Consider the following 22,683-nt stretch of genomic DNA (forward strand, 5'->3'; position numbering starts at 1 on the left):
GCCCCGCCGCCGCCCGCCGAGGCCGTCACGCCCGCGCCAGCCCCCGCGCAAGCGCCCCAGCCCGCCAACCGCGCCACCCCCCGGCAAACCGACCGCATCATCATCGTCGCGCTCGACCCCGGCCATGGCGGCGAAGACCCCGGCGCCATCGGCCCCGGCGGCACACGCGAGAAGGACGTGGTGCTGCGCGTGGCCCACCTGCTGCGCGACCGCATCAACGCCGCCACCGTGGGCGGCAACCCCATGCGCGCCTTCCTCACGCGCGACGGCGACTACTTCGTGCCGCTGGGCACGCGCGTGCAGAAGGCGCGGCGCGTGCAGGCCGACCTGTTCGTCAGCATCCACGCCGACGCTTTCACCACCCCGGCGGCGCGCGGCGCCAGCGTGTTCGCCCTGAGCCAGGGCGGCGCGTCCAGCGCGGCCGCGCGCTGGCTGGCCAACAAGGAGAACCAGGCCGACCTGGTGGGCGGCATCAACGTGCAGTCCAAGGACCAGCACGTGCAGCGCGCGCTGCTGGACATGAGCACCACCGCGCAGATCAACGACAGCCTCAAGCTCGGCTCCGTGCTGCTGGGCGAGATCGGCAACGTCGGCAAGCTGCACAAGCCGCGCGTGGAGCAGGCGGGCTTCGCGGTGCTCAAGGCGCCCGACATTCCCAGCGTGCTGGTCGAGACGGCCTTCATCAGCAACCCCGAGGAAGAGCGCCGCCTGCGCAGCAGCGCCTACCAGGAGCAGCTGGCCGACGCGCTGATGCGCGGCATCACGCGCTACTTCGCCAGAAACCCGCTGCTGGCGCGCAGCCGGTCGGTCTGAGAACGTGTTTACGATCTGACACTGGTTCACATTTGCGGCCACGCCGCCTGCATAAACTCGGCGTTTTTCAACGGGAGCACACAATGAACACCCAGGACATCTGGCACTTTCTGACCACCCAGGGCACGGAGTTCGGCATCAAGCTGCTGACGGCCATCGCCGCATGGATCGTGGGCCGCTGGCTGATCGCGCTGGCCGTGGGCCTCATGGGCAAGGTGATGGCGCGCGGCGGCAAGATCGACGCCACGCTGGCGCACTACCTCAAGTCCATCACCTCGGTGGTGCTCAACATCATCCTGATCCTGGCGATCCTGGACATCTTCGGCGTCAAGACCACCTCGTTCGCCGCGCTGCTGGCGGGCGCGGGCCTGGCCATCGGCGCCGCCTGGAGCGGCATGCTGGGCAACTTTGCCGCAGGCGTGTTCATGCAGGTGCTGCGGCCCTACAAGGTGGGCGACTTCATCAGCGCGGGCGGCGTGGTCGGCACCGTCACCGAGCTGGGCCTGTTCGCCACCACCCTGACCACGCCCGACAACGTGATGACCGTGGTGGGCAACGGCAAGATCTTTGGCGACAACATCCAGAACTTCAGCGCCCTGCCCGTGCGCCGCGTGGACTGCGTGGCCAAGGTGGCCAACAGCGTGAGCCCGCTGGACGCCATCGCGCGCCTCAAGCCCGTGATCGCCGCCATCCCCAACGTGGCGGCCAGCCCCGCGCCCGACATCGAAATCCTGGAGTTCACACCCGAAGGCCCCAAGCTCTGCGTGCGCCCCTACACCCACACCGACCACTACTGGCAGGTCTATTTCGACACGCACAAGGCCATCGTCGAGACCTTCGGCACCGCAGGCTACCCGGTGCCCGAAACGCCCGTGGCCTACCGCAGCACGGCGGCGTAAGCCAGGCCGTGGGGCTGTCCGGCACCGTCCTACGTGTACCGTCCCCGGCTGCCTACAGCCACGCCGCCCGGCGTTGTCCATAGTAGAGGCACAGGTCCACGGGGGCCTGCCCTTTCACTTGAAATAAGGACATCGCCATGACTGCACCTCATCGTCACCTGTTTCTCGCAGCCTCCATCGCCGCGGCCCTGGCGCTGGGCGGCTGTGCATCCAACCCCACCAATGCCCAGGTCGGCACCGGCGTAGGCGCCGTGGTCGGCGGCCTGGCGGGCAATGCGATCTTCGGCGGGCCCGTGGGCACCATCGGCGGCGCTGCGGCCGGGGCCCTGGTGGGCCATGAAATCGGCGAAGACCGCGACCAGCGCCGCCGCTGATAGGTTGTCAAAAATTTAAGCCAAAATGGCTGCCAGCGCTTATGCAGCAAGCGCTGGAAGCTTCTTTTTTTATAGCACCGCGCTGCGAGCCTGCCGCCCCGCCCGCCATGCGCCGAAGATGGCGATCAGGCCGGGGACGAAGATCATCGCCCAGATGATCTTGTCCAGGTTCTCCTTCACCCACGCGAAGTTGCCGAAGAAGTAGCCCGCCGTACACAGGCCCAGCACCCACAGCAGCGCCCCGCCCACATTGAAGGCCGTGAACTTGGCGCGGCCCATGGCGGCCACGCCCGCCACGAAGGGCGCGAAGGTGCGGATGAACGGCATGAAGCGCGCCAGCACGATGGTGATGCCGCCGTAGCGCTCGTAAAAGCCATGCGCCTGGTCAAAGGCCCGCCGGTTGAACCAGCGCGAGTTCTCCCACTGGAACACCTTGGGGCCAAAGTACCGGCCTATCGCGTAGTTGCACTGGTCGCCCAAAATGGCCGCCGCGACCAGCACGGCACAGGCCAGCGCAAAGTTCATCAGCCCCGCGCCGCAGAGCGCGCCCACGATGAACAGCAGCGAATCGCCCGGCAAAAAGGGCATGACGACCAGTCCCGTCTCCACGAACACGATGAGGAACAGCAGCGCATAGACCCAGGGGCCGTAGTTCTGCACGAACGCCTCCAGGTATTTGTCCACGTGCAGGATGAAGTCGATCAGGTAAGTTGCCAGTTCCATAGGGGGCGGATTATCCCTACCTACAATCACGGCGTGACCGATATCCGCCGCCCCATCCGCGATCTTCCCGACGAACTCATCAGCCAGATCGCCGCCGGCGAGGTGGTGGAGCGCCCCGCCTCCGTCGTGCGCGAGCTGGTGGACAACGCGCTGGACGCGGGCGCCACGCAGGTCACCGTGCGCCTGTCGGCGGGCGGCGTGCGGCTCATCACCGTGGAGGACGACGGCGGCGGCATCCCGCAGGAGGAGTTGCCCATTGCCCTGCGCCGCCACGCCACCAGCAAGATCACCAGCCTGAACGACCTGGAGACGGTGGCCACCATGGGATTTCGCGGCGAGGCGCTGGCGGCCATTGCGTCCGTGTCGGAGATGTCCCTGCTCTCGCGCCCCGCCGCACAGGCCAGCGCCTTCTTGCTGGACGCCCGCAGCGGCGAGCTGCGCCCGGCGGCGCGCGCCACCGGCACCACGGTGGAGGTCAAGGAGCTGTTCTTCAGCACACCCGCGCGCCGCAAGTTCCTGAAAAGCGACGCGACCGAACTCGCGCACTGCATCGAGTCCGTGCGCCGCCACGCGCTGGCGCGGCCCGACGTGGGCTTTGCCATCTGGCACGAGGGCAAGCTGGTGGAGCAGTGGCGCGCCACCTTCGTGCCCGGCGAAGGCGACGACGCGCAGGACGCGCTGGCCCGCCGCCTGTCGGACGTGCTGGGCGAGGACTTCGTGGCGCAGTCCGTCGCCGTGCACCACCGCGCAGGCCCCGTCACCGTCACGGGCCGCGCCGGGCTGCCCGACGCCGCCCGCTCGCGCGCCGACCACCAGTACTGCTACGTGAATGGCCGCTTCGTGCGCGACAAGGTGCTGACCCACGCGGCGCGCAGCGCGTACGAGGACGTGCTGCACGGCCACCGGCAGCCCGTGTACGCGCTGTACGTGGAGATCGACCCGGCGCGGGTGGACGTGAACGTCCACCCCACCAAGATCGAGGTGCGCTTTCGCGACAGCCGCGAGGTGCACCAGGCCGTGCGCCACGCGGTGGAGAACGCCCTGGCCGCCCCGCGCGCCGCCGCGCTGGCCGCTGCCGCCCCGGTGCAGGCCGAGGTGGAAGATTTCAAGCCAAATCGGCCTCTAGCCCAGGCGTGGCAAGCGCAAGCAGCTATCAAATTTGAAAATCCCATCGGCCACAAGGTGAGCGACCTGGGAGCGCTGTGGCAGCCTGCAAACCCGCCAACCGTCGCAGAACCCGCCCCCATCGACTGGGCGCCCGCGCCGCCCGCGCCCGCTGCCGAAGAACCCGCTTGGCCGCTGGGCCGCGCGGTGGCGCAAATCCACGGCGTCTATATCCTGGCCGAAAACGCCCAGGGCCTGGTCATCGTGGACATGCACGCCGCGCACGAGCGCATCGTCTATGAACGCCTGAAGGCCCAGGCGGACAGCGGCGCGCGCATCGCCAGCCAGCCGCTCTTGATCCCCGCCACCTTCGCCGCCACGCCGCAAGAAGTGGCCACGGCGGAGGAATCCGCCGAGGTGCTGTCCACGCTGGGCCTGGAGATCGCGCCCTTCTCCCCCAAGACCCTGGCCGTGCGCGCCGTGCCCACCACGCTGGCGCAGGGCAACGCGGTCGAACTGGCCCGCAGCGTGCTGGCCGAACTGGCCGCGCACGACGCCACCACCGTGGTGCAGCGCGCCCGCAACGAAATCCTGGGCACCATGGCCTGCCACGGCGCCGTGCGCGCCAACCGCAAGCTCACCCTGGACGAGATGAACGCCCTGCTGCGCCAGATGGAAACCACCGAGCGCAGCGACCAGTGCAACCACGGGCGGCCCACGTGGCGGCAGTTGTCGATGAAGGAGCTGGATGCGCTGTTCTTGCGCGGCAGGTAGCCGCAGCGCACCCTGCAACCCGCCGACCTGCCCACAACGCCTGCGCTCGACCCAAGATATGCCCGCACCCGCCACCGCCCCGCCGCCCGCCATGGCCTCCAGCCTGGCCATCCTGGTGCTGGCGCTGCTGCTGTCCATACAGCCCGTCACCACCGACCTGTACCTGCCCGCGCTGCCCGCGCTCACGCGCGACCTGGGCGCGCCGCTGGCGGCGGCGCAGCTCACGCTCAGCGCGCTGCTGCTGGCGTTTGGCTGCTCGCAACTGGTGTGGGGGCCGCTGTCGGACCGGTTTGGCCGCCGCCCCATCCTGCTGGCGGGCCTTGGCATCTACACCGTGGCATCGCTGGGCAGCGCGTTCGCGCCCGGCATGTCGCTATTGATCGTGTGGCGCATCGCCCAGGGCGCGGCCATGGGCGCGGTGGTGATGTGCGCGCGCGCCATCGTGCGCGACCTGTACGAGCCGTTGGCGGGCGCGCGCGCCATGTCCAAGGCGCTCACGGGGCTGGGCATCGTGGCCTGCATCTGCGCGCCGCTGGGCGGGCTGTTGAGCGACTGGCTGGGCTGGCGCGTGGCGCTGCTGGCGCTCACGGTGTATGCCGCCGCCACCCTGGCCCTGGTCGCGGTGGCCCTGCCCGAGACGCTGGCGCACCGCAACCCGCAGGCGCTGCAGCCGCGCGTGCTGCTGGGTACCTGGGCGCTGGTGCTGCGCAACCCCACGTTCTGGGCGTTCTCGCTGCTGACCACGGCCACCTACGGGGGGCTGTTCACCTTTCTCGCGTCGTCGTCGTTCGTCTTCATCGACGTGCTGGGCCTCACGCGCACGCAGTATGGCGGGGTCATGGCGTCGTCCTGCGTGGCCTATTTTGCGGGCACCTTTTTGTGCCGCAGCCTGCTGGCGCGCTTCGGGCTGCTGCGCACGGTGGCGGTCGCCGGGGCGTTGAGCGTGATCGGCGGCACGCTGATGGCGACCGTGGCGCTGCTGGGCTGGCACCAGCCCTGGGTGCTGATGCTGCCTTTCTACCTGTTCATGCTGGCGCACGGCATCCACCAGCCCTGCGGGCAGAGCGGCGCCGTGGGGCCGTTCCCGCAGGCGGCGGGCGTGGCATCGGCGCTCAACGGCTTCATGACGATGCTGGCCGCGTTTGCCATCGGCGGCTGGCTGGGCGCGCGGCTGGACGGCACGGTGTGGCCGCTGGTCAACGGCGTGTGGTTCTGGTCGGCGGCGCTGGCGCTCATCGCGTGGACGCTGGTGCAGAAGTTCGGTGCCGCGCGTGACCACGCCTAGCACCGCCACCGCCATTGCCCTCGCTGGCCCCACCGCCTCGGGCAAGACCGCTGGCGCGCTGGCGCTGGCCGCCGTGCTGGGCAGGCAGGGCGTGCCGGTGGAGATCATCAGCGTGGACTCCGCCCTCGTCTATCGCGGCATGGACATCGGCACCGCCAAGCCCACGCCCGGCGAGCGCGCCGCCGCGCCGCACCACCTCATCGACATCCGCGACCCGCAGCAGGCGTACAGCGCCGCCGAGTTCGTGCAGGACGCGCGGCGCCTCATCGCCGACATCCGCGCGCGCGGCGCCCTGCCGCTGCTGGTGGGCGGCACCATGCTGTACTTCAAGGCCCTGTTCGACGGCATCGACGACATGCCCGCCGCCAACCCCGCCGTGCGCGCCCGGCTGGAAGCGCAGGCATCGGAACAAGGCTGGCCCGCCCTGCACGCCGAACTGGCCCGCGTGGACCCCGCCACCGCAGCCCGCCTGGCGCCCGGCGACAGCCAGCGCATACAGCGCGCGCTGGAGGTGTGGCACGTGTCAGGCCGCCCCTTGTCGAGCTTTCATACTACAAAAACAGGAGCTTCTAGCGCAGACGCAGCAAGCGCCACAGCTCTTTTTTCCTTGGAACCTCAGGATCGCGCCTGGCTGCACCAGCGCATCGCCCAGCGCTTCGACGCCATGCTGGCTGCGGGCTTCATCGACGAAGTGCAGCACCTGCGCGCGCGCGGCGACCTGCACCCAGACCTGCCCAGCATGCGCTGCGTGGGCTACCGCCAGGCGTGGGAAAGCCTGGACGGCCTGCACCCCATGAGCACCCTGCACGACCGCGGCATCGCCGCCACGCGCCAGCTTGCCAAGCGCCAGATCACCTGGCTGCGCAGCATGCCCCAGCGCCACGTGATCGCCTGCGACCAGCCCGATGCCGTGGCCGCGCTCGTGCAGGCCGTGCTGGCGCGCCTGATTAGTTGACGATTCATGACATTTCAGCCGCCACCAATCTCTACAATTGCTTACACCCTCTCATCCGCCCGCAGCCCGTTGCTTCGGGTGCCTTTTGTGAACGCCTCTTGAACATGAACGAAATCGCTTCTGCGGGCCAGGCGGCCCAGACATCCTACGAAATGGGCCTGGTGGCCCTGTCCTATGCCATCGCCGTGCTGGGCTCCTTCGTGGCGCTGTCGGCGGCCCGCCGGGTGCGCGACGGCGAAGGCATCGACTGGCTGAACCTGCTGGCGGCGGGCACGGCGCTGGGCGGCATCGGCGTGTGGTCCATGCACTTCACGGGCATGCTGGCGCTCAGGCTAGGCATGGGCTCGGGCTATTCCATGGCTGAAACCCTGATCTCGCTGGTGGCCGCCGTGGCCGCCACCTCGGGCGCGCTGGCCTTCGTGGCGCGCAACCCCAAGAGCACCGCGCGCGTGCTGGTCGCGGGCTGCCTGCTGGGCCTGGGCGTGGCCTTCATGCACTACCTGGGCATGGTGGGCATGCGGTTTCCGGGCTACATCGCGTGGGACTGGACCGTGGTGGCCGTATCGGTGCTGATCGCCATGGCCGCCGCCAGCGCCGCGCTGTGGCTGGCCTTCCGCACCCGCACGCTGGCGCTGCGCGCCCTGGCCGCCGCCGTGATGGGCGTGGCCGTGTGCGCCATGCACTACACCGGCATGGCGGCGGCGGACTTCATCTGCACCACGTCGGACACGCTGCGCTTTAGCACGCCCACGGGCTTCGGCGTCATCAGCGCCATGGACCTGGCCGTGCTCACCCCGCTCGCGGCCGTCGGCATGGCCGTGCTGATCGGCTTCGACCAGATGCTGCAGCGCAACCTGGTGGCCCGCCGCCCGCGAGGCGCCTGACCTGATCAACCCGCCCGGTTGGCGACGCCCGCCGACTCGAAGCTCGCCATCTCGCGCAGGATGGCGCAGGCGGACTGCAGCAGCGGCCAGGCCAGCGCCGCGCCCGAGCCCTCGCCCAGGCGCAGGCCCAGGTCCAGCAGCGGCTCGGCCTGCATCTGCGCCAGCATGAGGCCGTGGCCGCGCTCGCCGGAGCGGTGGGCGAACACGCAGCGCTGCAGCACGTGGGGCGCGATGCGGCTGGCGACCAGCACGGCGGCGCCGGTGATGAAACCATCGACCACGATCACGCGGCGCTCGCTGGCGGCCTGCAGCACCGCGCCGACCAGCGTGGCGACCTCGTAGCCGCCCAGGGCGGCCAGCGCGGCGAGCGGCTCCACGACGCCCGCATTGGCATCCAGCGCCTGCTGCAGCACGGCGCGCTTGCGGGCGATGCCTGCGGCGTCCAGGCCGGTGCCCGCGCCCGTCACTTCGTCCAGCGGCAGACCGGCCAGCCGCGCCAGCAGCAGCGATGCCACCGAGGTGTTGCCGATGCCCATCTCGCCCAGCAGCAGCACATTGCCCGGCAGGCCGCGCACCACGTCCACGCCGTGGGCCACGGCCTGTGCGCACTGCGCGGCGGTCATGGCGGGGCCTTGCGATGCGTCTTGCGTACCCGCTGCCACCTTGCGCACCAGCAGGCCGGGGCGTGGGGCAAAGTCATGCCGCACGCCACAGTCCACCACCGTGAGCGCCAGCCCGTGCTGGCGCGCCAGCACGCTCACGGCCGCGCCGCCCGCCAGGAAGTTCTCCACCATCTGCCAGGTCACGTCGCTCGGGAAGGCCGAGACGCCGCGTGCCGCCAGCCCATGGTCTGCCGCGCACACCAGCATTTGCGGCGCGTGCAGGGCGGGGGTTTCGGTGCCGAGGATCTGGCCGATGCGCAGGGCCAGCGATTCGAGCCTGCCGAGCGCGCCCAGGGGCTTGGTCTTGCCGTCGATGCACGCTTGCAGGCGTGCGGCCAGGGCGGGGTCTTCAATGGATTCGATGCGGGGAATCATGCGTAAATACTCTCAAAACAATAGCTTACTGTGCTTGCTGGATAAGCGCTGGAGGCCAATTTGACTCAGATTCTAAGGGCACTGGGCACAAACCATTCGGCCACCCCTGCGGCCAGGCGGTCGAACACGCTGTCCAGCGTGGGCACCTGCGCATCGGCCTGAGCGCCGAACAGCGCGTGCAGCGCGGCCTCGTCCTCGAACAGGCCGTGCAGGTACAGCCCCAGCACGTTGCCTGCGCCGTTCTGCCAGGCCAGGCCGGGCGCCACCTCGCGCGCCACGTCGCCCCGGGCGGCCATGGCGGGGTGCTGGGCGGTCTGGCCGTGGTGGATCTCGTAGCCCGCCACTTCCACACCCGCCAGCGCGGCCCAGCGGCCCCGCACGTCGCCCAGGCGCGCCTGGGTGCGCCGCACGGTCTTGGCGGGCGCGAAGGTGGTGACCAGCGGCAGCAGTCCCAGGCCGGGGGCGTTGCCGTCGATGCCTGCGGTGTCGATCAGCGCCTCGCCCAGCATCTGCAGCCCGCCGCACACGCCCAGCACGGCGCCGCCCCGGCCCGCGTGTACGGCAATGGCGCGGTCCAGCCCTTGCGCGCGCAGCCAGGCCAGGTCGGCTGCCGTGGCCTTGCTGCCGGGCAGGATGATCCAGTCGGCGCCCGCCACGTCCGCCGGGCTGCGCGCCCACAGCAGGCGCACGCCGTGTACGTTCTTGAGCGGCTGAAACTCGTCGAGGTTGCTGATGCGCGGGTAGGCGATGACGGCCACGGTCGTGTGTACCTCGCCCGCCGTGGTGCTGCGACTGTCGAATACGCCATCCTCTTCGGGCAAGCCGTGCTTCCATTGCATGGGGATGGTCGCCACGATGTGTACGCCGGTCTTCTCGCGCAGCATCTCGGGCGCGGGGGCGAGCAGCGCCGCGTCGCCCCGGAACTTGTTGAGCACGAAGCCCGCGATCAGCGCGCGCTCGTCTTCGGGCAGCAGCGCCCAGGTGCCGTACAGGTGGGCGAAGGCGCCGCCCCGGTCGATGTCGGTGACGAGCAGGCAGCGCGCCCCGGCGTGGCGGGCGACGCGCATGTTCACGATGTCGCTGGCGTGCAGGTTGATCTCGGCGGGCGAGCCCGCGCCTTCGATGACGACCACGTCGTTCTCGGCGCGCAGTGCGTCGAGTGCGGCGGCTATGTGCGGCCACACCTTCTCGCTGCGGCCGCGCCAGGGCAGGCGCGTGAGTTCGTCGCTGACCTGACCCATCAGCACCACTTGACTGCGCGTGTCGCCCTCTGGCTTGAGCAGCAGCGGGTTCATGCGCACGTCGGGCACGGCGCGGGCGGCCAGGGCCTGGAAGTACTGGGCGCTGCCGATCTCGCCCATCACCCCGCCCGGGCCGGGCACCACGCGAGCGTTGTTGCTCATGTTCTGCGCCTTGAAGGGCGCGACCTTCAGGCCCTGGTTGGCGTAGTGGCGGCACAGCGCGGTGGCCAGCCAGCTCTTGCCCGCGCCGCTGGTGGTGCCCAGCACCATGATGCAGCGGGCGGGGGGTCGAAGGGCTTGGGGCATGGCGTGGGTGAGTGCATCAGGGCCAGGAAAACCCCGTATTGTCCCCTGCGGGACGGCGCGCGGGCCCGGCGCTGCGCGATGCTTGCGGCCAGCCAGCACAACACAGGAGCAAACCCATGCCATCGCCCTCTTCTCCCTTCCACGCCCTCCACGCCGCCCTGCAGTCGCAGGTGGACCGCGGCTTCCTGTCCGGCGTGTCCACGGCGCTGCTGCGCGGGCGCGAGGTGGTGGACACCTTCGTCTGCGGCCAGGCCGACATCGAGGCCAAGGTGCCGCTGCGCGAGGACCACATCTTCCGCGCGTTCTCCAACACCAAGCTCGTCACGTCCTGCGCCGTGCTGCTGCTGGTGGAAGACGGCAAGGTCTCGCTGGACGACCCCATTGCGCGCTACCTGCCCCAGTTCGCCAGCCCCCAGGTGCTGCGCCCCGGCGCCACGCACATCGGCGACGTGGAGCCCGCGCAGCGCCCCATCACCGTGCGGCACCTGATGACGCACACCAGCGGCCTGGGCTACGGCGCGTTCGACCCCGGCACGGTGCTCTTCAACGCCTACACGCAAGCGGCCGTACACAACCCGCTGCTGTCGCAGACGCAGTTCATCGACAAGCTGGCCGCGCTGCCGCTGGGCTTCCAGCCGGGCGACCGCTGGGAATACTCGCTGGCCACCGACGTGCTGGGCGTGCTGGTCGAAGTGGTGTCGGGCCAGCGCCTCGGCGACTTCTTCGCGGCGCGCATCTTCGGCCCGCTGGGCATGGTGGACACGGCCTTCCACGTGCCGCAGGACAAGCTGGGCCGCCTGGCCGCGCTGTACAGCGGCGTGGACCTGATGGACCCGCTCAAGCCCGGCCTGAACCGCATGGAGAACGTGCCCTTTCCCGGCGCCTTCCTGAGCCCGGCCCTGCGCCAGTCGGGCGGCGGCGGGCTGGTGTCCACGCTGGGCGACCAGGTGCGGCTGGTGCAGTCGCTCATGCCCGGCGGCCCTACGCTGCTCAAGCCCGAGACCATTGCCGACATGGGCCGCAGCCACATCGCGCAGGGGCAGTTCGTGCAGTTCCCCAACATGCCCGCCAACCCGGGTCGCGTGTTCGGGCTGGGCTCGTCCGTGCTGGACGTGCCGGGCAAGTTCGACCCGCCCAATTCCACCAACGAGGTGAGCTGGGGCGGCCTGGCGGGCACCGTGTGGTGGATCAACCCGCGCCTGAACATCGCGGGCGTGCTGATGACGCAGCGCTACTTCGGCTTTGGCAACCCGTACACCTTCGAGTTCAGGCACGCGGCGTACCGCGCCCTGGCTTGAGGAAACACCCCCCTGAGCCGCTGCGCGGCTTCCCCCCGCTCTCGCATTGCTGCGCAATGCGGGCAGGGGGACGACGCCGGTGGCCGGGCCAAGCCCGTTCCACGGCGTCCGCTGGCCTGAGACTGCGCCCGCTTCATACAACACGCCCCCACGCCGCGCGCAGCGCCTGCTGCGACGCGGGCGGCAGCACGCCCACGCGCACGTGGCCCGGCAGGCCGAACGAGGCGCAGTCGCGCAGCTTGATGCCGTGGGCGCGCAGCGAGTCGAACACGTTCGCCACTGGCAGCCTTGCGGTGAAGTAGTTGGCCAGGCTGCCCGGCACCACGCTCCACCCGAGCGACGTACACAGCGCGATCTGTTGCGCCTTCCAATCCCGCAGCGTGGCGAGCGAACCCGCCAGCCACGCCTGCGCATCCACCCACGCGCCGAGCATCGCCACGCCATCGGCCCCGAGCGGCCAGGACGGGGCCAGCGCCTGCACCGCCTCGGCCTGCGCCGCATCGGGCGCGATGGCATAGGCGGCGCGCACGCCCGTCAGACCCAGGGCCTTGTTGGGCGTCCAGAGCTGCCAGGCGTCCGGGGGCAGCGGCGCGGCTTCACCCTCCAGCCGCAGCGGCGCATAGGCGCAGTCGATCACGCGCAGGCTGCCCGGCAGCAAGGGCTCTGCAAGGCTGGCGTCCGCCGTGCCCAACGGGCTTGCAGGATCGCAGGCCCAATGCAGCGCGGGCTGGCCCGCAGCCTCCGTCAGGCCCCAGACGGCTGCCGCCCGCGCATAGTCGCCATAGCCGTGCGCGGGCAGCGTGGCATGGCGCAGGCCGCTGCGCACGGCGAAGGCGGTGATGCGGTGGATGAACTCGCTGGCGCTGGCCGCGACCACGATGCGCCCCACGGCCACACCGTGGAACGCCGCCAGCCGCGCACGCAGCGCCGTATAGGCCGGGTCGGGGTAGCGGCTGCGGTCGGCGTGCAGAACGGCAGCCAGCACATCCGGGCACGGCCCGCAGGCGTTGGCATTGGTGGAGAAGTCATGTACCGGAATGCCCAGCGCATCCGGCCCGCCATGCACCATGTTCATGCCCCTGCCCAGCCCCGCAGCCCTGCCAGAACTGCAACCACGGGTGTAATCAACATCACCGCATGCCCGCCCAGCCTGGCCGCGCGCCGCGTCTGCAGCGGCCCGGCGCGCCGCCCCTTGGGGTTGAGCGTGTAAACCCCCGGCTTGCCCAGCCGCACACCCAGCGCCAGCGCCATGGCCGCCATGGGCCAGCCGCTGTTGGGCGAAGGCGTCTTGCCCGCCTCGCGCCGCAGCTTGTGCCACCGCAGGCCGCGCCCCGCCGCCGCCAGCAGCAGCGCGGTGATGCGCGCGGGCAGCCACGACAGCACGTCGTCCGCCCGCGCCGCCCACTTGCCCACCCACTGCCAGTAGCGCCCGCCGCGCATGCCGGGGTAGCCCCACATGGCATCGGCGGTATTGGCAAAGCGGTACAGCGCCGCGCCCGGCAGGCCCAGCAGCGCAAACCAGAACAGCGGCGCGACCACCGAGTCGTTCAGGTTCTCGGCCAGCGATTCGATGGCCGACTCGCGCACCTGCAGCGCATTGAGCTGCTCCACGTCACGGCTCACCAGCCGCGCCAGCCGCTCACGCCCTTCGGGCAGCGACCGGGCCAGCGCATCCTCCACCGCCAGCACCTCCTCGCGCAGCATGCGCCAGGCCAGCAGCGGCTTGAGCAGCAGCGCCAGCACCACGGCAGCCAACGGCGCGGGCAGCATCAACGCCGCGTGCTGCAGGCCGCCGCTTACTATCAAAACAAGAGCGGCAAGCACACACCAGACAAGCGCTGCAAGCCAAAAACCCTTGTAATCCCTGGCCTTGGGCGACAGCGGCGCCAGCCGCTCGCCGCACCAGCCGAGCGCGCGGCCCATCCACACGACAGGGTGCGCGGGCGCGGGGGGCTCGCCCAGCCAGTGGTCGATGGCAAGGGCCAGGGGCGGCACACAGGCCAGCGCGCTAATCACCAGCAGCGCATGCCCCACGGATTCCACAGTCCAGTTCATTACCCCGAGCGTACCCTTAGCCCAGCAAACGGCCTTGCACCCCGCCGCCCTCCAGCTCCAGCAACGCCCGCTTGCGCGGCAACCCACCGCCAAAGCCGGTGAGGCTGCCGTTGCTGCCGATCACGCGGTGGCAGGGCACGACGATGGAAATCTTGTTCTGCCCATTCGCCGCCGCCACGGCGCGCGTGGCCGTGGGGCGGCCTATGGTGCGGGCCTGTTCGGCGTAGCTGCGGGTTTGGCCGTAGGGGATGGCGATGAGGGCGTGCCAGGCGTCGATCTGGAAGGGGGTGCCTACCAGGTCAAGCGGCACGGTGAACGCGGTGAGGCGGCCTGCGAAGTATTCGGGCAGTTCGTGGGCGAGCTGTTCGGTGATGGGGCTGGTGCCCACTTGCGCAAGGCCGCCGCGTGCGGCTTCGACCTGGGTGAGTTCGCGCTCCACGCCCTTCTGGCCGATGAATCCGAGCAGGCACAGGCCCTGGGGCGAGGCGACGGCCAGCATGTCGCCCAGCGGCGTGGGCAGGCGGCGCGACCACAGCACGGCTAGTCCTCGATGCCGCGCTGCGCGGGGATGCCTGCCTTGAAGGCGTGCTTGACGAGCGTCATCTCGGTCACGGTGTCGGCCAGTTCGATGATCTCGGGCGGGCAGCGGCGGCCCGTGAGGCAGACGTGAACATGGCTGGGGCGCGTGCGCAGGGTTTGCAACAGGCCGTCGAGCGGCAGCCAGCCGTAGATCAGCGGGTACGTGATTTCGTCGAGCACGACCAGGAAGTTGTCGCCCGAGAGGATGGCGGCGCGGGCCTTGTCCCAGCCGTCGCGGGCGAGCTGGGCGGAGTGGTCCAGGTCCTTGCTTTTCCAGCTGAAGCCGTCGCCCAGCCCTTCGATGGGGATGCCGAGGTGCTCGAACATGCGGTGCTCGCCAAAGCGGGCGCTGGGCACTTTCATGAACTGGAAGATCTTGACGGCCTTGCCGCGGCCGTGCGCGCGCAGGGCGAGGCCGAAGGCTGCCGTGCTTTTGCCCTTGCCGTCGCCGGTGTGGACGATGACGAGGCCGCGGCGCTCGCCCTCGGGTTTGTCGTAGGGCTTTTCGGTGGGTGGGGTTTCGATTTGCATGGCTAGAGCGTGTTATGCACTTTTACGTGCCCACGAAAGCCGGGGAAAGGCCCGGCAACTAGGCGCAGGACGCGCCGCGGTATGGATACCGCAAGCGGCCTGCAACGACGTGGCCGGGCCTTTCCCCGGCTTTCCCGAAGGGTTGGGCCAAAAGGCCAGCGCTCGCGGCGTTGCAGCCCTTGCCAAGGCCCCGGCCTTGGCGGCGGCCTGCGCCTTGCGATCACTGGCCTTTTGGCCCAACGTGGGTACGTAAAAGTGCATAACACGCTCTAGAGGGAGGGTAATGCGATCCACGCGCCGTCGAGTTCGCGCACGCGGATGCGGTGATCGAACACTTGCTCCAGCGCGGCGTGCGTGGCCGGGTCGGCGCAGGCACCGTGCCACACCACGCGGCCCGCGGCCATGATGACCATGTCGTCAGCCTGCAGCGCTATCGACACTTCATGCAACACGCTGACCACCGTGCCGCCGCCCGCGACGAGGGCGCGCACGGTGTGCAGCCAGTCGGTCTGGTGCGGTGGGTCGAGGTTGGCGAGCGGCTCGTCCATCAGCAGCACGCGCGCCTGCACGGCCAGGGCGCGGGCCAGCAGCACGCGCTGGCGCTCGCCGCCCGACAGTTGCGCCAGGGGCCGGTCGCGCCAGTCCCACGCCTGCGTGGTGCGCAGGGCCTGTTCGACGGCGGCGTGGTCGGCGGCGGCGGGCGGGGCCAGCCAGGGCTGGTGCGGCAGGCGGCCCAGCATGGCCACGTCGTAGCTGGTCAGGTCTTCGGCGGAGCCTTCGTTCTGCCCCAGCCAGGCCAGCAGGCGGGCGCGTTCGCGCGAGGGGATGGCATGCAGGGAGCGGCCCAGCAGCGCAACATCGCCCTGCGCGGGCAGCAGGCCCGCCAGCACTTTCAGCAAGGTGGATTTGCCCGCGCCGTTGGGGCCGACGATGCTGGTCCAGCGGCCCTCCGGCAGTTGCAGGGTTATGCCCTGCAATATCAAGCGTTTTCCGATGCCGGCGCTTATCTGACGGGCGCTTACAGCTATGGATTTCATAGTGCAGCGCCCTGCGAGGTGCGCCGGTGCATCAGCCACAGCAGGTAGCTGCCGCCCAAGGCGGCGGTGAGCACGCCCACGGGCAGCTCGTGCGGCGCGAGCAGCCAGCGCGCCAGGATGTCGGCGGCCAGCAGCAGCGTGGCGCCCATGAGGGCCGACAGCACGATGTGCCGCTCGTGCGTCACGCGCACGATGGAGCGCACCAGGTGCGGCGCGGCCAGGCCGACGAAGGCGATCAGGCCCGTTTGCGCCACAGCCGTGCCCGTTGCCAAGGCCAGCGCGGCCACCAGCCCCGCGCGCATGGGCGCGAGCGGCAGGCCCAGGCTGGCGGCGGTGGCCTCGCCCAGCGTGAGGCCGTCGAGCGCGCGCGCCAGCACCCAGGCCAGCAGCACACACAGGGCCAGCGCACCGGCCATCAGCGCGCAGGCCAGCCAGCCGACGAAGCTGGTGGTGCCCAGGGTGAAGGACTGCATGGACTGCAGGATGTCGGGCGATGCCAGTTCCACCAGGTCGCGCAGCGCGCCCAGCACCACGCCCACGATCACGCCCGCCAGCAGCAGGCGCAGCGTGTGCTGCACGCCGCGCGCCAGCGCCAGCGTCAGCACCACGGCGCCCGCCGCGCCGATGAAGGCCATGCCCGTGACGCCCAGACGCGTGAACCATTGCGTGGCCAGCGGCGAGGTGCCGAACAGCGCCATCGCCACCGCCCCGCCCAGCGCCGCGCCCGAGGCGCTGCCCAGCAGGTACGGGTCGGCCAGCGGGTTGCGGAACAGGCCCTGCGCCACCGCGCCCGCCAGGCCCAGCAGCGCGCCCGCCAGCCACGCGCCCAGCGTGCGCGGCAGGCGGATGTCCCACACGATCTGGCGGGCCACGGGTTCATCCCACATGCGCAGCACGCTCTCGAAGCCGGTGCTGCCCACGCCCACGCCGGTGAGCAGCAGCGCGGCACTGGCGAGCAGCAGCCACAGGGCGCACCACAGGGCGCGGCGCTGGCCCTCACCCCTGCCCTCTCCCAGAGGGAGAGGGTGTGAAGACAGGGCGGAGCGCTTCATCGCGCCTTCTCCGCCAGGCACTGCGCCATGATGCGCGCGGCCTCGGCCATGCGCGGGCCGGGGCGCACCACCACGTCGGATTCGCCGGGGCCGAACACGCACACGCGCTGCTCGCGCACTGCGGCTATGCCCTGCCAGCCCGGATACATCACCATGGGCTGCATGCTGCGGTTGCCGACCATGATGACGCTGGGGTTGGCGCGCACCACGTACTCGGGGTTCAGGCGCGGGAAGGGGCCCAGGTCGGCAGTGACCACGTTCACCGCGCCCAGCCTGGCGAGTGTTTCGCCGATGAAGGACGCCGTGCCCGCCGCATACGGCCCCCGGCTCACCTCGAAATAGACCCGCGCGCCGCGCGCCTTGGGCGGCAGCGACTGCACCGCCGCCTGCACGCCCGCGTCGATCTCGCGCCAGAGCCTGTCGGCGGCGGCCTGCGGGTCGGACAGATGCAGCGCACGCGCCACGTCGCGCAGCACGCGGCGCACGTCGGCATGCGTCTTGGGCTCCAGCGCCAGCACCGTGAGGCCCAGCGCCTCCAGCCGTTCGCTGGCACGGGTGCTGCTGGCCACCAGCACCAGGTCGGGCTTCAGGGCCACCACGGCCTCGACGCTGGGGTCGATGTAGCCGCCCAGCTGGGGCAGTTTCTTGACCGATTCGGGCCAGTTGGAGAAGCGGTCCACCCCCACGATGCGGTGGCATTCGCCCAGGGCGCAGACGCTCTCCGTCAGCGAGGGCAGCAGGCTGGCGATGCGCTGCGGCGGCTGGGCGATGGTGACCACGCGGCCCCGGCCATCGGTGATCTGCACAGCCTCGGCGCGGGCCAGCCCCGCCATGAGCAGGCCCAGCAAGGCGACGATGGCAAGCACCCAGAGGATGCGGCGGATGGGGGTGGGTTTCATGGGTTTTTCAGGAACAGCGGCAGGCCGGCTGCCATCAGGGTCACGCGCTCGCAAACTTGCGCGGCCTGCTGGTTGAGCGCGCCCAACGCATCGACGAAGGCGCGCACCTCGCGCCCCATCGGAATGACCCCCAGGCCGATTTCGTTGCCCACCAGGACAACCGGCCCCGGAGATTGCTGAATTGCTCTTAAAACAATAGCTGCATGTGCTTGCCAGTCAAGCACTGGAGGCCGATTTGGCTCATATTTCGGCATCAGCAGGTTGGTGAGCCAGAGCGTGAGGCAGTCCACCACGATCAGGGTATGTTCCGCCCCATGCCGGGTGATGGCCGCCGCCAGGTCGCGCGGCTCTTCCACGGTGGCCAGGCCCGGCACGCGCTCGGCGCGCTCGCGCTGGTGGCGGGCGATGCGCGCGCGCATCTCGTCGTCGTGCGGCTCGCCGGTGGCGATGAGCAGGGCGCGGTGCGCGGGGGACTGGGCCAGCCAGTCGCGGGCCAGCAGTTCGGCCCGGCGGGACTTGCCGCTTTTCTGGCCGCCCAGGATGAGTTCGCTCTTGGCAAGGACAAGGGTCATGTCAGCAGGCGGGCGATGGCGGCGGGGCTGGAGGGGAACCAGGCGTGGAAGTAGCTGGCGTGGATGCTACCGTGGCGATACACGGCCTCGCCCGCGCCGTGTACGCCCGCCGGGCGCGTGGTGCGGGTGAGGATGGGGGCACTGCTCTCCAGCGTGGAGTAGTGGAAGGTGTGGCCGCGCAGAACGTCGCCGTCCAGGTCGAGCTGCTGCGGCCCCAGCGCCGCCAGGCGCCGCTGCATGCGCACCGCGCCCGGCAGCAGGCCCCAGGCGGCGTGGCGCGTGCCGTCGGCGAGCGTGATCGCATCGCACAGGGCCATCATGCCGCCGCACTCGGCCCACACGGGCCTGCCCTGCGCGACGTGGGCGGCGAGGCTGTCGCGCAGCGCCTGGTTGGCGGCCAGGCGCTCGGCGTGCAGCTCGGGATAGCCGCCGGGCAGCCACAGCGCGTCGCAGGGCGGCAGCGCGGCATCCTGCAGTGGCGAGAAGAACACCACCTGCGCGCCCAGGCGGCGCAGGCAGTCGATGTTGGCCTGGTAGATAAAGCAAAAGGCGGCATCCCGCGCCACGGCCACGGTACGGCCCGCGAGCAGCGGCGGGGTCTCTTGTTCGGCATCGGGCGGCGCAAAGTCCACGGCCCAGCGCTGCCAGTCCTGCAGCGTCATCCGGCCCAGCGGCGTGGCGGCCAGCGCATCGGCGGCGGCGTCCAGGCGCTGCATGCGGTCGGCCAGCTCCGGCGCGCTGACGAGGCCCAGGTGGCGCTCGGGCAGCAAACTCTGATCGCCGACACGCACCGAAACGCGGTGGATTGCACCCAGCCAGTGCTCCGGCGTGCGCAGGCCGCCCTGCAGCAGTTGCGCGTGCCGCTCGCTCGCCACGCGGTTCGCCAGCACGCCCGCCCAGCGCAGGCCGGGCCGGTAGTGCTGCAGGCCCAGCGCCAGCGCGCCAAAGGTGGCCGCCATGGCCGATGCGTCCACGACGGCCAGCACGGGCAGGCCCAGCCGCTCGGCCAGGTCGGCGGCGCTGGGCGTGCCGTCGAACAGGCCCATGGCGCCTTCGACGAGGATCAGGTCGGCCTCAAGTGCTGCGGCATGCAGGCGCGCGCGGGTGTCCTGCTCGCCGGTCATCCACAGGTCGAGCGGGTGCGCAGGCGTGCCGCTGGCAATCTGGTGCCACTGCGGGTCGAGGAAGTCCGGCCCGCACTTGAACACGTACACGCGCCGACCCTGGCGCGCATGCAGGCGGGCCAGGGCGGCGGTGACGGTGGTCTTGCCCTGGCCGGACGCCGCCGCCGTGACGAGCACGGCGGGGCAGCGTGCGCCGTTCAGCGCGGCGCCCACTTCAGGCCGACGTAGAGCGTGCGCCCCGGCGCCACGTAGGTGCGCGCCACCTGGTAGTCCTTGTCGCTCAGGTTGTCCACGCGCGCCAGCAGCGTGAAGTCGCGCGCGATGCGCGTGCTGGCGTAGAGGTTGACGAGGGCGTAGCCGCTCAGCACCTGCGTGTTGGCGGCGTTCTCGAAGCGGCGGCCCGACGCCTGCACCTCGGCGCCCAGCGTCCAGCCCGCCAGCACCGTGTCGGCGCCAAAGCTGGCATGCCGCCTGGCGCGGCGCTGCAGCAGCTTGCCCGTGGTCAGGTCCCTGGGGTTCTGGAAGTCGATGGAGCCGCGCAGCGTGACGCCCGCGATGCGGTGGCCCGCTGCCAGCGTCACGCCCTTGTACTCGGCCCGGCCCACGCTGTTGTAGCAGCCGTACAGCGCGCCGCAGGCCGTGGCGGTGCCGTCGAAGATGATGAGGTTGTTCACGCGGTTGCGGTAGGCCACCACGCTGGCAGTGGTGGCGCCGCTGGCGTAGCGCAGGCCCACTTCGACGTTGCGGCCTTCCTCGGGCTTCAGGCTGGCGTCGCCGTAGGCGCTGAAGCGCTGGTACAGCGTGGGCGCGCGAAAGGCCGTGCCCGCCGATGCCGTGGCGCGCAGCGTGGGCGTGAGGGCGTAGCCGTAGGCGATGCTGCCCGTGTCCTTGCCGCCGAACTCGCTGTCGGAGTCGTGGCGCAGGTTGACCTGCAGCGTGTGGCCGTTCGCGTGGTAGCCCCAGCCCAGCGCCAGCGCGTCCTGCGAGCGTTCGCGGTCGATGGGGGCGTTGGTCAACCCGTCCTCGCGGCGCTCCAGCGCGGCGGTGAACAGGTGCGCGCCCAGGCGGTATTCGTTCTGCCACAGGTAGCCGCGCAGGTGCGTGCGTGTGAGGTAGTACGAGGGCGTGGTTTCGTAGCGGCTGACCGAATCGGTAACCGAGACGCGCGAGCTGAAGGCATCCGTCCATTTGGCCGACCAGGTGAGGCCCGCCGTGTGCATGCGGTTGTCGTTCTGGTCGTTCTCGGGGCTGGCTGGGGTGTAGGTGAAGCCGTCGTAGCCCGACTCCATCTGGTTGGCCAGCAGCGTGGCATCGAGCCGGTGGGCGGCGTTGATCTGCAGCCCCAGGCGCGCATTGCCTGCGGTGGAGCGGTAGCCGTCCCTGTCGGGGTTGTGGCCCGCGCTGTCGCGGATGTCGTAACCGTCGCTCTGCTCGCGGGCCAGGCCCAGGGCATAGTCGAATGCGCCCGACGCGCCGCTCACGCCCGCCTCGATCCTGCGCAGATTGTGCGTGCCCAGGCCGACGCCCACGTACGGCGCCGCTGTGCCCTCGCCCTTTTTGGTGAAGAGCTGGATCACGCCGCCGATGGCGTCCGAGCCGTACACGGCGGCGGCGGGGCCGCGCAGCACTTCGATCCGGTCGATCTGCGACAGCGGGATCTGCTCCCACACCGCGCCGCCGACGGACTGCGAGTCCACGCGCACGCCGTCGATATAGACGGCGGCGAAGCGCCCCTCGGCGCCGCGCAGGAACACGTTGGACGAGTTGCCCACGCCGCCGTTGCGGGTGATCTCGACGCCGGGCAGGCGCGCCAGCAGGTCCACCAGGCCATTGGCGCCTGCGGCTTCGATGGTTTCACGGTCCACGACGGACACGTCGGCCACGATGTCGGTCAGCGGCTGCGCGGTGCGCGTGGCGGTGACCACGGTCTCTTGCAGCGCGGGCGCCTGGGCATGCGCCAGCGCGGCAACCAGGGACAGGGCGGCAAATGCGCAGGGGCGCAGGCGCGCACGGGAGGTACGGTTTTTCATGGGGAACTCAACATCATCAAACAACCCGCATCGGCTTCCCCGCCGACATATGGGTGAAAACGACCGTACGCCAGGGCAGGCATGCAGCCACCGTGTTGGCCGGTATCCGGGCTGGCGGAGCGCTCTCCAAAGCCTTCCCACGCGCTTGTTCAAGGCGCGCAGTGGCGTGGTGATGGAGAGGGAATCGCGTGGAAACGATTCGTCCGCTGACCGTTGCGGGGGCAGCGCAGGCTCGGTGCATTTCCCTGGCGGGACACCTCCCTGCTTCCCGTTGAACTGCGGCATGCGAACCACACCGCGAGCACCAACGGCAGGGATTTTACGACCGTTTACAAACTGCAACGCTACACTCGAAGTCCGTATGGCCACACCGTCCACCACCGACCAGATCGCCGAGCGCGTCGAACGCCTGCTGCTGCGCCACGCCGAGCTGCAGCGCACCAACGCCCTGCTCGCCGAACAGGTGGCCGCCCTCACGCAGGAGCGCGATTCGCTCAAGTCCCGCCTCTCTGCGGCGCGCGCCCGGGTCGATGCCCTGCTGGAGCGCCTGCCCGCTGCGGCCCCCGCCACGAAAGAGTCCGAAGAATGAAGCAGATCGAGGTGCAGATCCTGCAACAAAGCTACCTGCTGACCTGCCCCGAGGGCCGCGAGAGCCGCCTGCTGGACGCCGTGGAGCGTGTGGACACGGCCATGACCCGCATCCGCGACGCGGGCAAGGTGCGCGCCCGCGAGCGCATCGCGGTGCTGGCCGCGCTGAACCTGGCCTTCGAGATCGCCGACCGCGAGGCGGCAGACCTGGCGCGCCCCGCCGCACCCGCCCCGGCGCAGGCCGCAGCCCCGCTGGCCGAAGGCGAGCAAGAGCGCCTCGCGGCGCTGCTGCAGCGCCTGGACGAGACCCTGGGCAGCGACGGCCGCCTGCTCTGAACGCGGGCGCCCAAGCGCCTACAATCGGCCCTGTCTGCGATGCCGCCGGGCTTTATATTTCCTTGAACCAATGCTCAACGAGCTCGGGCCTGGTACATCGCCCGGTGAGCGTGATCATCTCGCGTCAGATGAACCCAACGCCTGGCTGCCCTCGCCCACCTGAACCCCCGGTTCAGGATGAGGGTCC

At 70.6% G+C, this 22,683-nt stretch carries 23 protein-coding genes and 1 riboswitch; of the genes, 10 read left to right on the top strand and 13 right to left on the bottom strand.

The genetic code is table 11. The annotated features are described in order from the left end of the window. The 3 genes from QM569_RS07160 to QM569_RS07170 all read left to right on the top strand — a co-directional run. Positions 1 to 813, top strand: an 813-nt coding sequence (locus tag QM569_RS07160; protein WP_414986540.1) for an N-acetylmuramoyl-L-alanine amidase, incomplete at its 5' end; no start/stop codon positions are given. A gap of 83 nt (positions 814 to 896) precedes the next feature. Further along, positions 897 to 1,712 (top strand): mechanosensitive ion channel family protein, encoded by an 816-nt coding sequence (locus QM569_RS07165; protein WP_414986541.1) that lies wholly within the window; start codon positions 897 to 899, stop codon positions 1,710 to 1,712. Positions 1,713 to 1,849: 137 nt separating this feature from the next. Next, a complete protein-coding gene (locus tag QM569_RS07170) occupies positions 1,850 to 2,086 on the top strand; it encodes a glycine zipper 2TM domain-containing protein (protein ID WP_414986542.1) in 237 nt (78 codons plus the stop codon). 69 nt (positions 2,087 to 2,155) lie between these two features. Here QM569_RS07170 and QM569_RS07175 read toward each other — a convergent pair whose 3' ends face one another. Beyond that, a complete protein-coding gene (locus tag QM569_RS07175) occupies positions 2,156 to 2,809 on the bottom strand; it encodes a DedA family protein (RefSeq protein WP_414986543.1) in 654 nt (217 codons plus the stop codon). A gap of 33 nt (positions 2,810 to 2,842) precedes the next feature. Here QM569_RS07175 and mutL point away from each other — a divergent pair, with 33 nt between their 5' ends. From mutL to QM569_RS07195, 4 genes are all read left to right on the top strand, one after another. Next, complete coding sequence (mutL, locus tag QM569_RS07180) at positions 2,843 to 4,687, top strand: DNA mismatch repair endonuclease MutL (RefSeq protein WP_414986544.1); 1,845 nt, start codon at positions 2,843 to 2,845, stop codon at positions 4,685 to 4,687. Positions 4,688 to 4,745: 58 nt separating this feature from the next. Beyond that, on the top strand, positions 4,746 to 5,972 hold the full coding sequence (locus QM569_RS07185) for a multidrug effflux MFS transporter (RefSeq protein ID WP_414986545.1): 1,227 nt from the start codon (positions 4,746 to 4,748) through the stop codon (positions 5,970 to 5,972). Continuing rightward, complete coding sequence (miaA, locus tag QM569_RS07190; RefSeq protein WP_414986546.1) at positions 5,959 to 6,927, top strand: tRNA (adenosine(37)-N6)-dimethylallyltransferase MiaA; 969 nt, start codon at positions 5,959 to 5,961, stop codon at positions 6,925 to 6,927. The genes QM569_RS07185 and miaA overlap by 14 nt, the downstream gene beginning before the upstream one ends. A gap of 104 nt (positions 6,928 to 7,031) precedes the next feature. After that, the gene (locus QM569_RS07195) at positions 7,032 to 7,811 is read left to right on the top strand and encodes an MHYT domain-containing protein (RefSeq protein ID WP_414986547.1); all 780 of its coding nucleotides are present in this window, start codon (positions 7,032 to 7,034) and stop codon (positions 7,809 to 7,811) included. 5 nt (positions 7,812 to 7,816) lie between these two features. On the opposite strand, the gene cobT is transcribed toward QM569_RS07195, so the two are convergent. Together cobT and QM569_RS07205 are read right to left on the bottom strand one after the other, a co-directional pair. After that, positions 7,817 to 8,848 (bottom strand): nicotinate-nucleotide--dimethylbenzimidazole phosphoribosyltransferase, encoded by a 1,032-nt coding sequence (cobT, locus tag QM569_RS07200; RefSeq protein ID WP_414986548.1) that lies wholly within the window; start codon positions 8,846 to 8,848, stop codon positions 7,817 to 7,819. A 65-nt stretch (positions 8,849 to 8,913) separates the two neighbouring features. Further along, entirely contained in the window at positions 8,914 to 10,395 is a 1,482-nt protein-coding gene (locus tag QM569_RS07205) for a cobyric acid synthase (protein ID WP_414986549.1), read from the bottom strand. 116 nt (positions 10,396 to 10,511) lie between these two features. On the opposite strand from QM569_RS07205, the gene QM569_RS07210 reads away from it, so the two are divergent. Then, positions 10,512 to 11,693 (top strand): serine hydrolase domain-containing protein, encoded by a 1,182-nt coding sequence (locus QM569_RS07210; RefSeq protein ID WP_414986550.1) that lies wholly within the window; start codon positions 10,512 to 10,514, stop codon positions 11,691 to 11,693. 133 nt (positions 11,694 to 11,826) lie between these two features. Here QM569_RS07210 and QM569_RS07215 read toward each other — a convergent pair whose 3' ends face one another. From QM569_RS07215 to QM569_RS07260, 10 genes are all read right to left on the bottom strand, one after another. After that, positions 11,827 to 12,768: an aminotransferase class I/II-fold pyridoxal phosphate-dependent enzyme gene (locus QM569_RS07215; RefSeq protein ID WP_414986551.1), complete on the bottom strand. Its 942-nt coding sequence runs from the start codon at positions 12,766 to 12,768 to the stop codon at positions 11,827 to 11,829. After that, positions 12,765 to 13,748, bottom strand: coding sequence for an adenosylcobinamide-phosphate synthase CbiB (cbiB, locus tag QM569_RS07220; RefSeq protein WP_414986552.1), 984 nt, complete (start codon positions 13,746 to 13,748; stop codon positions 12,765 to 12,767). Before cbiB ends, QM569_RS07215 begins: the two co-directional genes overlap by 4 nt. Before the next feature lie 16 nt (positions 13,749 to 13,764). Further along, entirely contained in the window at positions 13,765 to 14,286 is a 522-nt protein-coding gene (locus QM569_RS07225; protein ID WP_414986553.1) for a methylated-DNA--[protein]-cysteine S-methyltransferase, read from the bottom strand. Positions 14,287 to 14,288: 2 nt separating this feature from the next. After that, positions 14,289 to 14,858, bottom strand: a complete 570-nt coding sequence (cobO, locus tag QM569_RS07230) for a cob(I)yrinic acid a,c-diamide adenosyltransferase (protein WP_414986554.1) — start codon at positions 14,856 to 14,858, stop codon at positions 14,289 to 14,291. A gap of 269 nt (positions 14,859 to 15,127) precedes the next feature. Beyond that, positions 15,128 to 15,895 (bottom strand): ABC transporter ATP-binding protein, encoded by a 768-nt coding sequence (locus QM569_RS07235; protein ID WP_414986555.1) that lies wholly within the window; start codon positions 15,893 to 15,895, stop codon positions 15,128 to 15,130. Beyond that, on the bottom strand, positions 15,892 to 16,947 hold the full coding sequence (locus QM569_RS07240; RefSeq protein WP_414986556.1) for a FecCD family ABC transporter permease: 1,056 nt from the start codon (positions 16,945 to 16,947) through the stop codon (positions 15,892 to 15,894). Before QM569_RS07240 ends, QM569_RS07235 begins: the two co-directional genes overlap by 4 nt. Further along, positions 16,944 to 17,846 (bottom strand): ABC transporter substrate-binding protein, encoded by a 903-nt coding sequence (locus tag QM569_RS07245; protein ID WP_414986557.1) that lies wholly within the window; start codon positions 17,844 to 17,846, stop codon positions 16,944 to 16,946. Before QM569_RS07245 ends, QM569_RS07240 begins: the two co-directional genes overlap by 4 nt. Next, a complete protein-coding gene (locus QM569_RS07250; protein ID WP_414986558.1) occupies positions 17,843 to 18,418 on the bottom strand; it encodes a bifunctional adenosylcobinamide kinase/adenosylcobinamide-phosphate guanylyltransferase in 576 nt (191 codons plus the stop codon). Before QM569_RS07250 ends, QM569_RS07245 begins: the two co-directional genes overlap by 4 nt. Continuing rightward, positions 18,415 to 19,755: a cobyrinate a,c-diamide synthase gene (locus QM569_RS07255; RefSeq protein ID WP_414986559.1), complete on the bottom strand. Its 1,341-nt coding sequence runs from the start codon at positions 19,753 to 19,755 to the stop codon at positions 18,415 to 18,417. Before QM569_RS07255 ends, QM569_RS07250 begins: the two co-directional genes overlap by 4 nt. Continuing rightward, positions 19,740 to 21,572, bottom strand: coding sequence for a TonB-dependent receptor domain-containing protein (locus QM569_RS07260; RefSeq protein WP_414986560.1), 1,833 nt, complete (start codon positions 21,570 to 21,572; stop codon positions 19,740 to 19,742). The genes QM569_RS07255 and QM569_RS07260 overlap by 16 nt, the downstream gene beginning before the upstream one ends. A 79-nt stretch (positions 21,573 to 21,651) precedes the next feature. Next, positions 21,652 to 21,896, bottom strand: a riboswitch (cobalamin riboswitch). A 37-nt stretch (positions 21,897 to 21,933) separates the two neighbouring features. Here QM569_RS07260 and QM569_RS07265 point away from each other — a divergent pair. Together QM569_RS07265 and QM569_RS07270 are read left to right on the top strand one after the other, a co-directional pair. Next, a complete protein-coding gene (locus tag QM569_RS07265; RefSeq protein WP_414986561.1) occupies positions 21,934 to 22,161 on the top strand; it encodes a DUF904 domain-containing protein in 228 nt (75 codons plus the stop codon). After that, positions 22,158 to 22,496, top strand: a complete 339-nt coding sequence (locus QM569_RS07270) for a cell division protein ZapA (protein ID WP_414986562.1) — start codon at positions 22,158 to 22,160, stop codon at positions 22,494 to 22,496. Before QM569_RS07265 ends, QM569_RS07270 begins: the two co-directional genes overlap by 4 nt. The last annotated feature ends 187 nt before the right edge of the window (positions 22,497 to 22,683 follow it).

The organism is Acidovorax sp. (assembly GCF_047607405.1).
Taxonomy (GTDB): Bacteria; Pseudomonadota; Gammaproteobacteria; order Burkholderiales; family Burkholderiaceae_C; genus Acidovorax.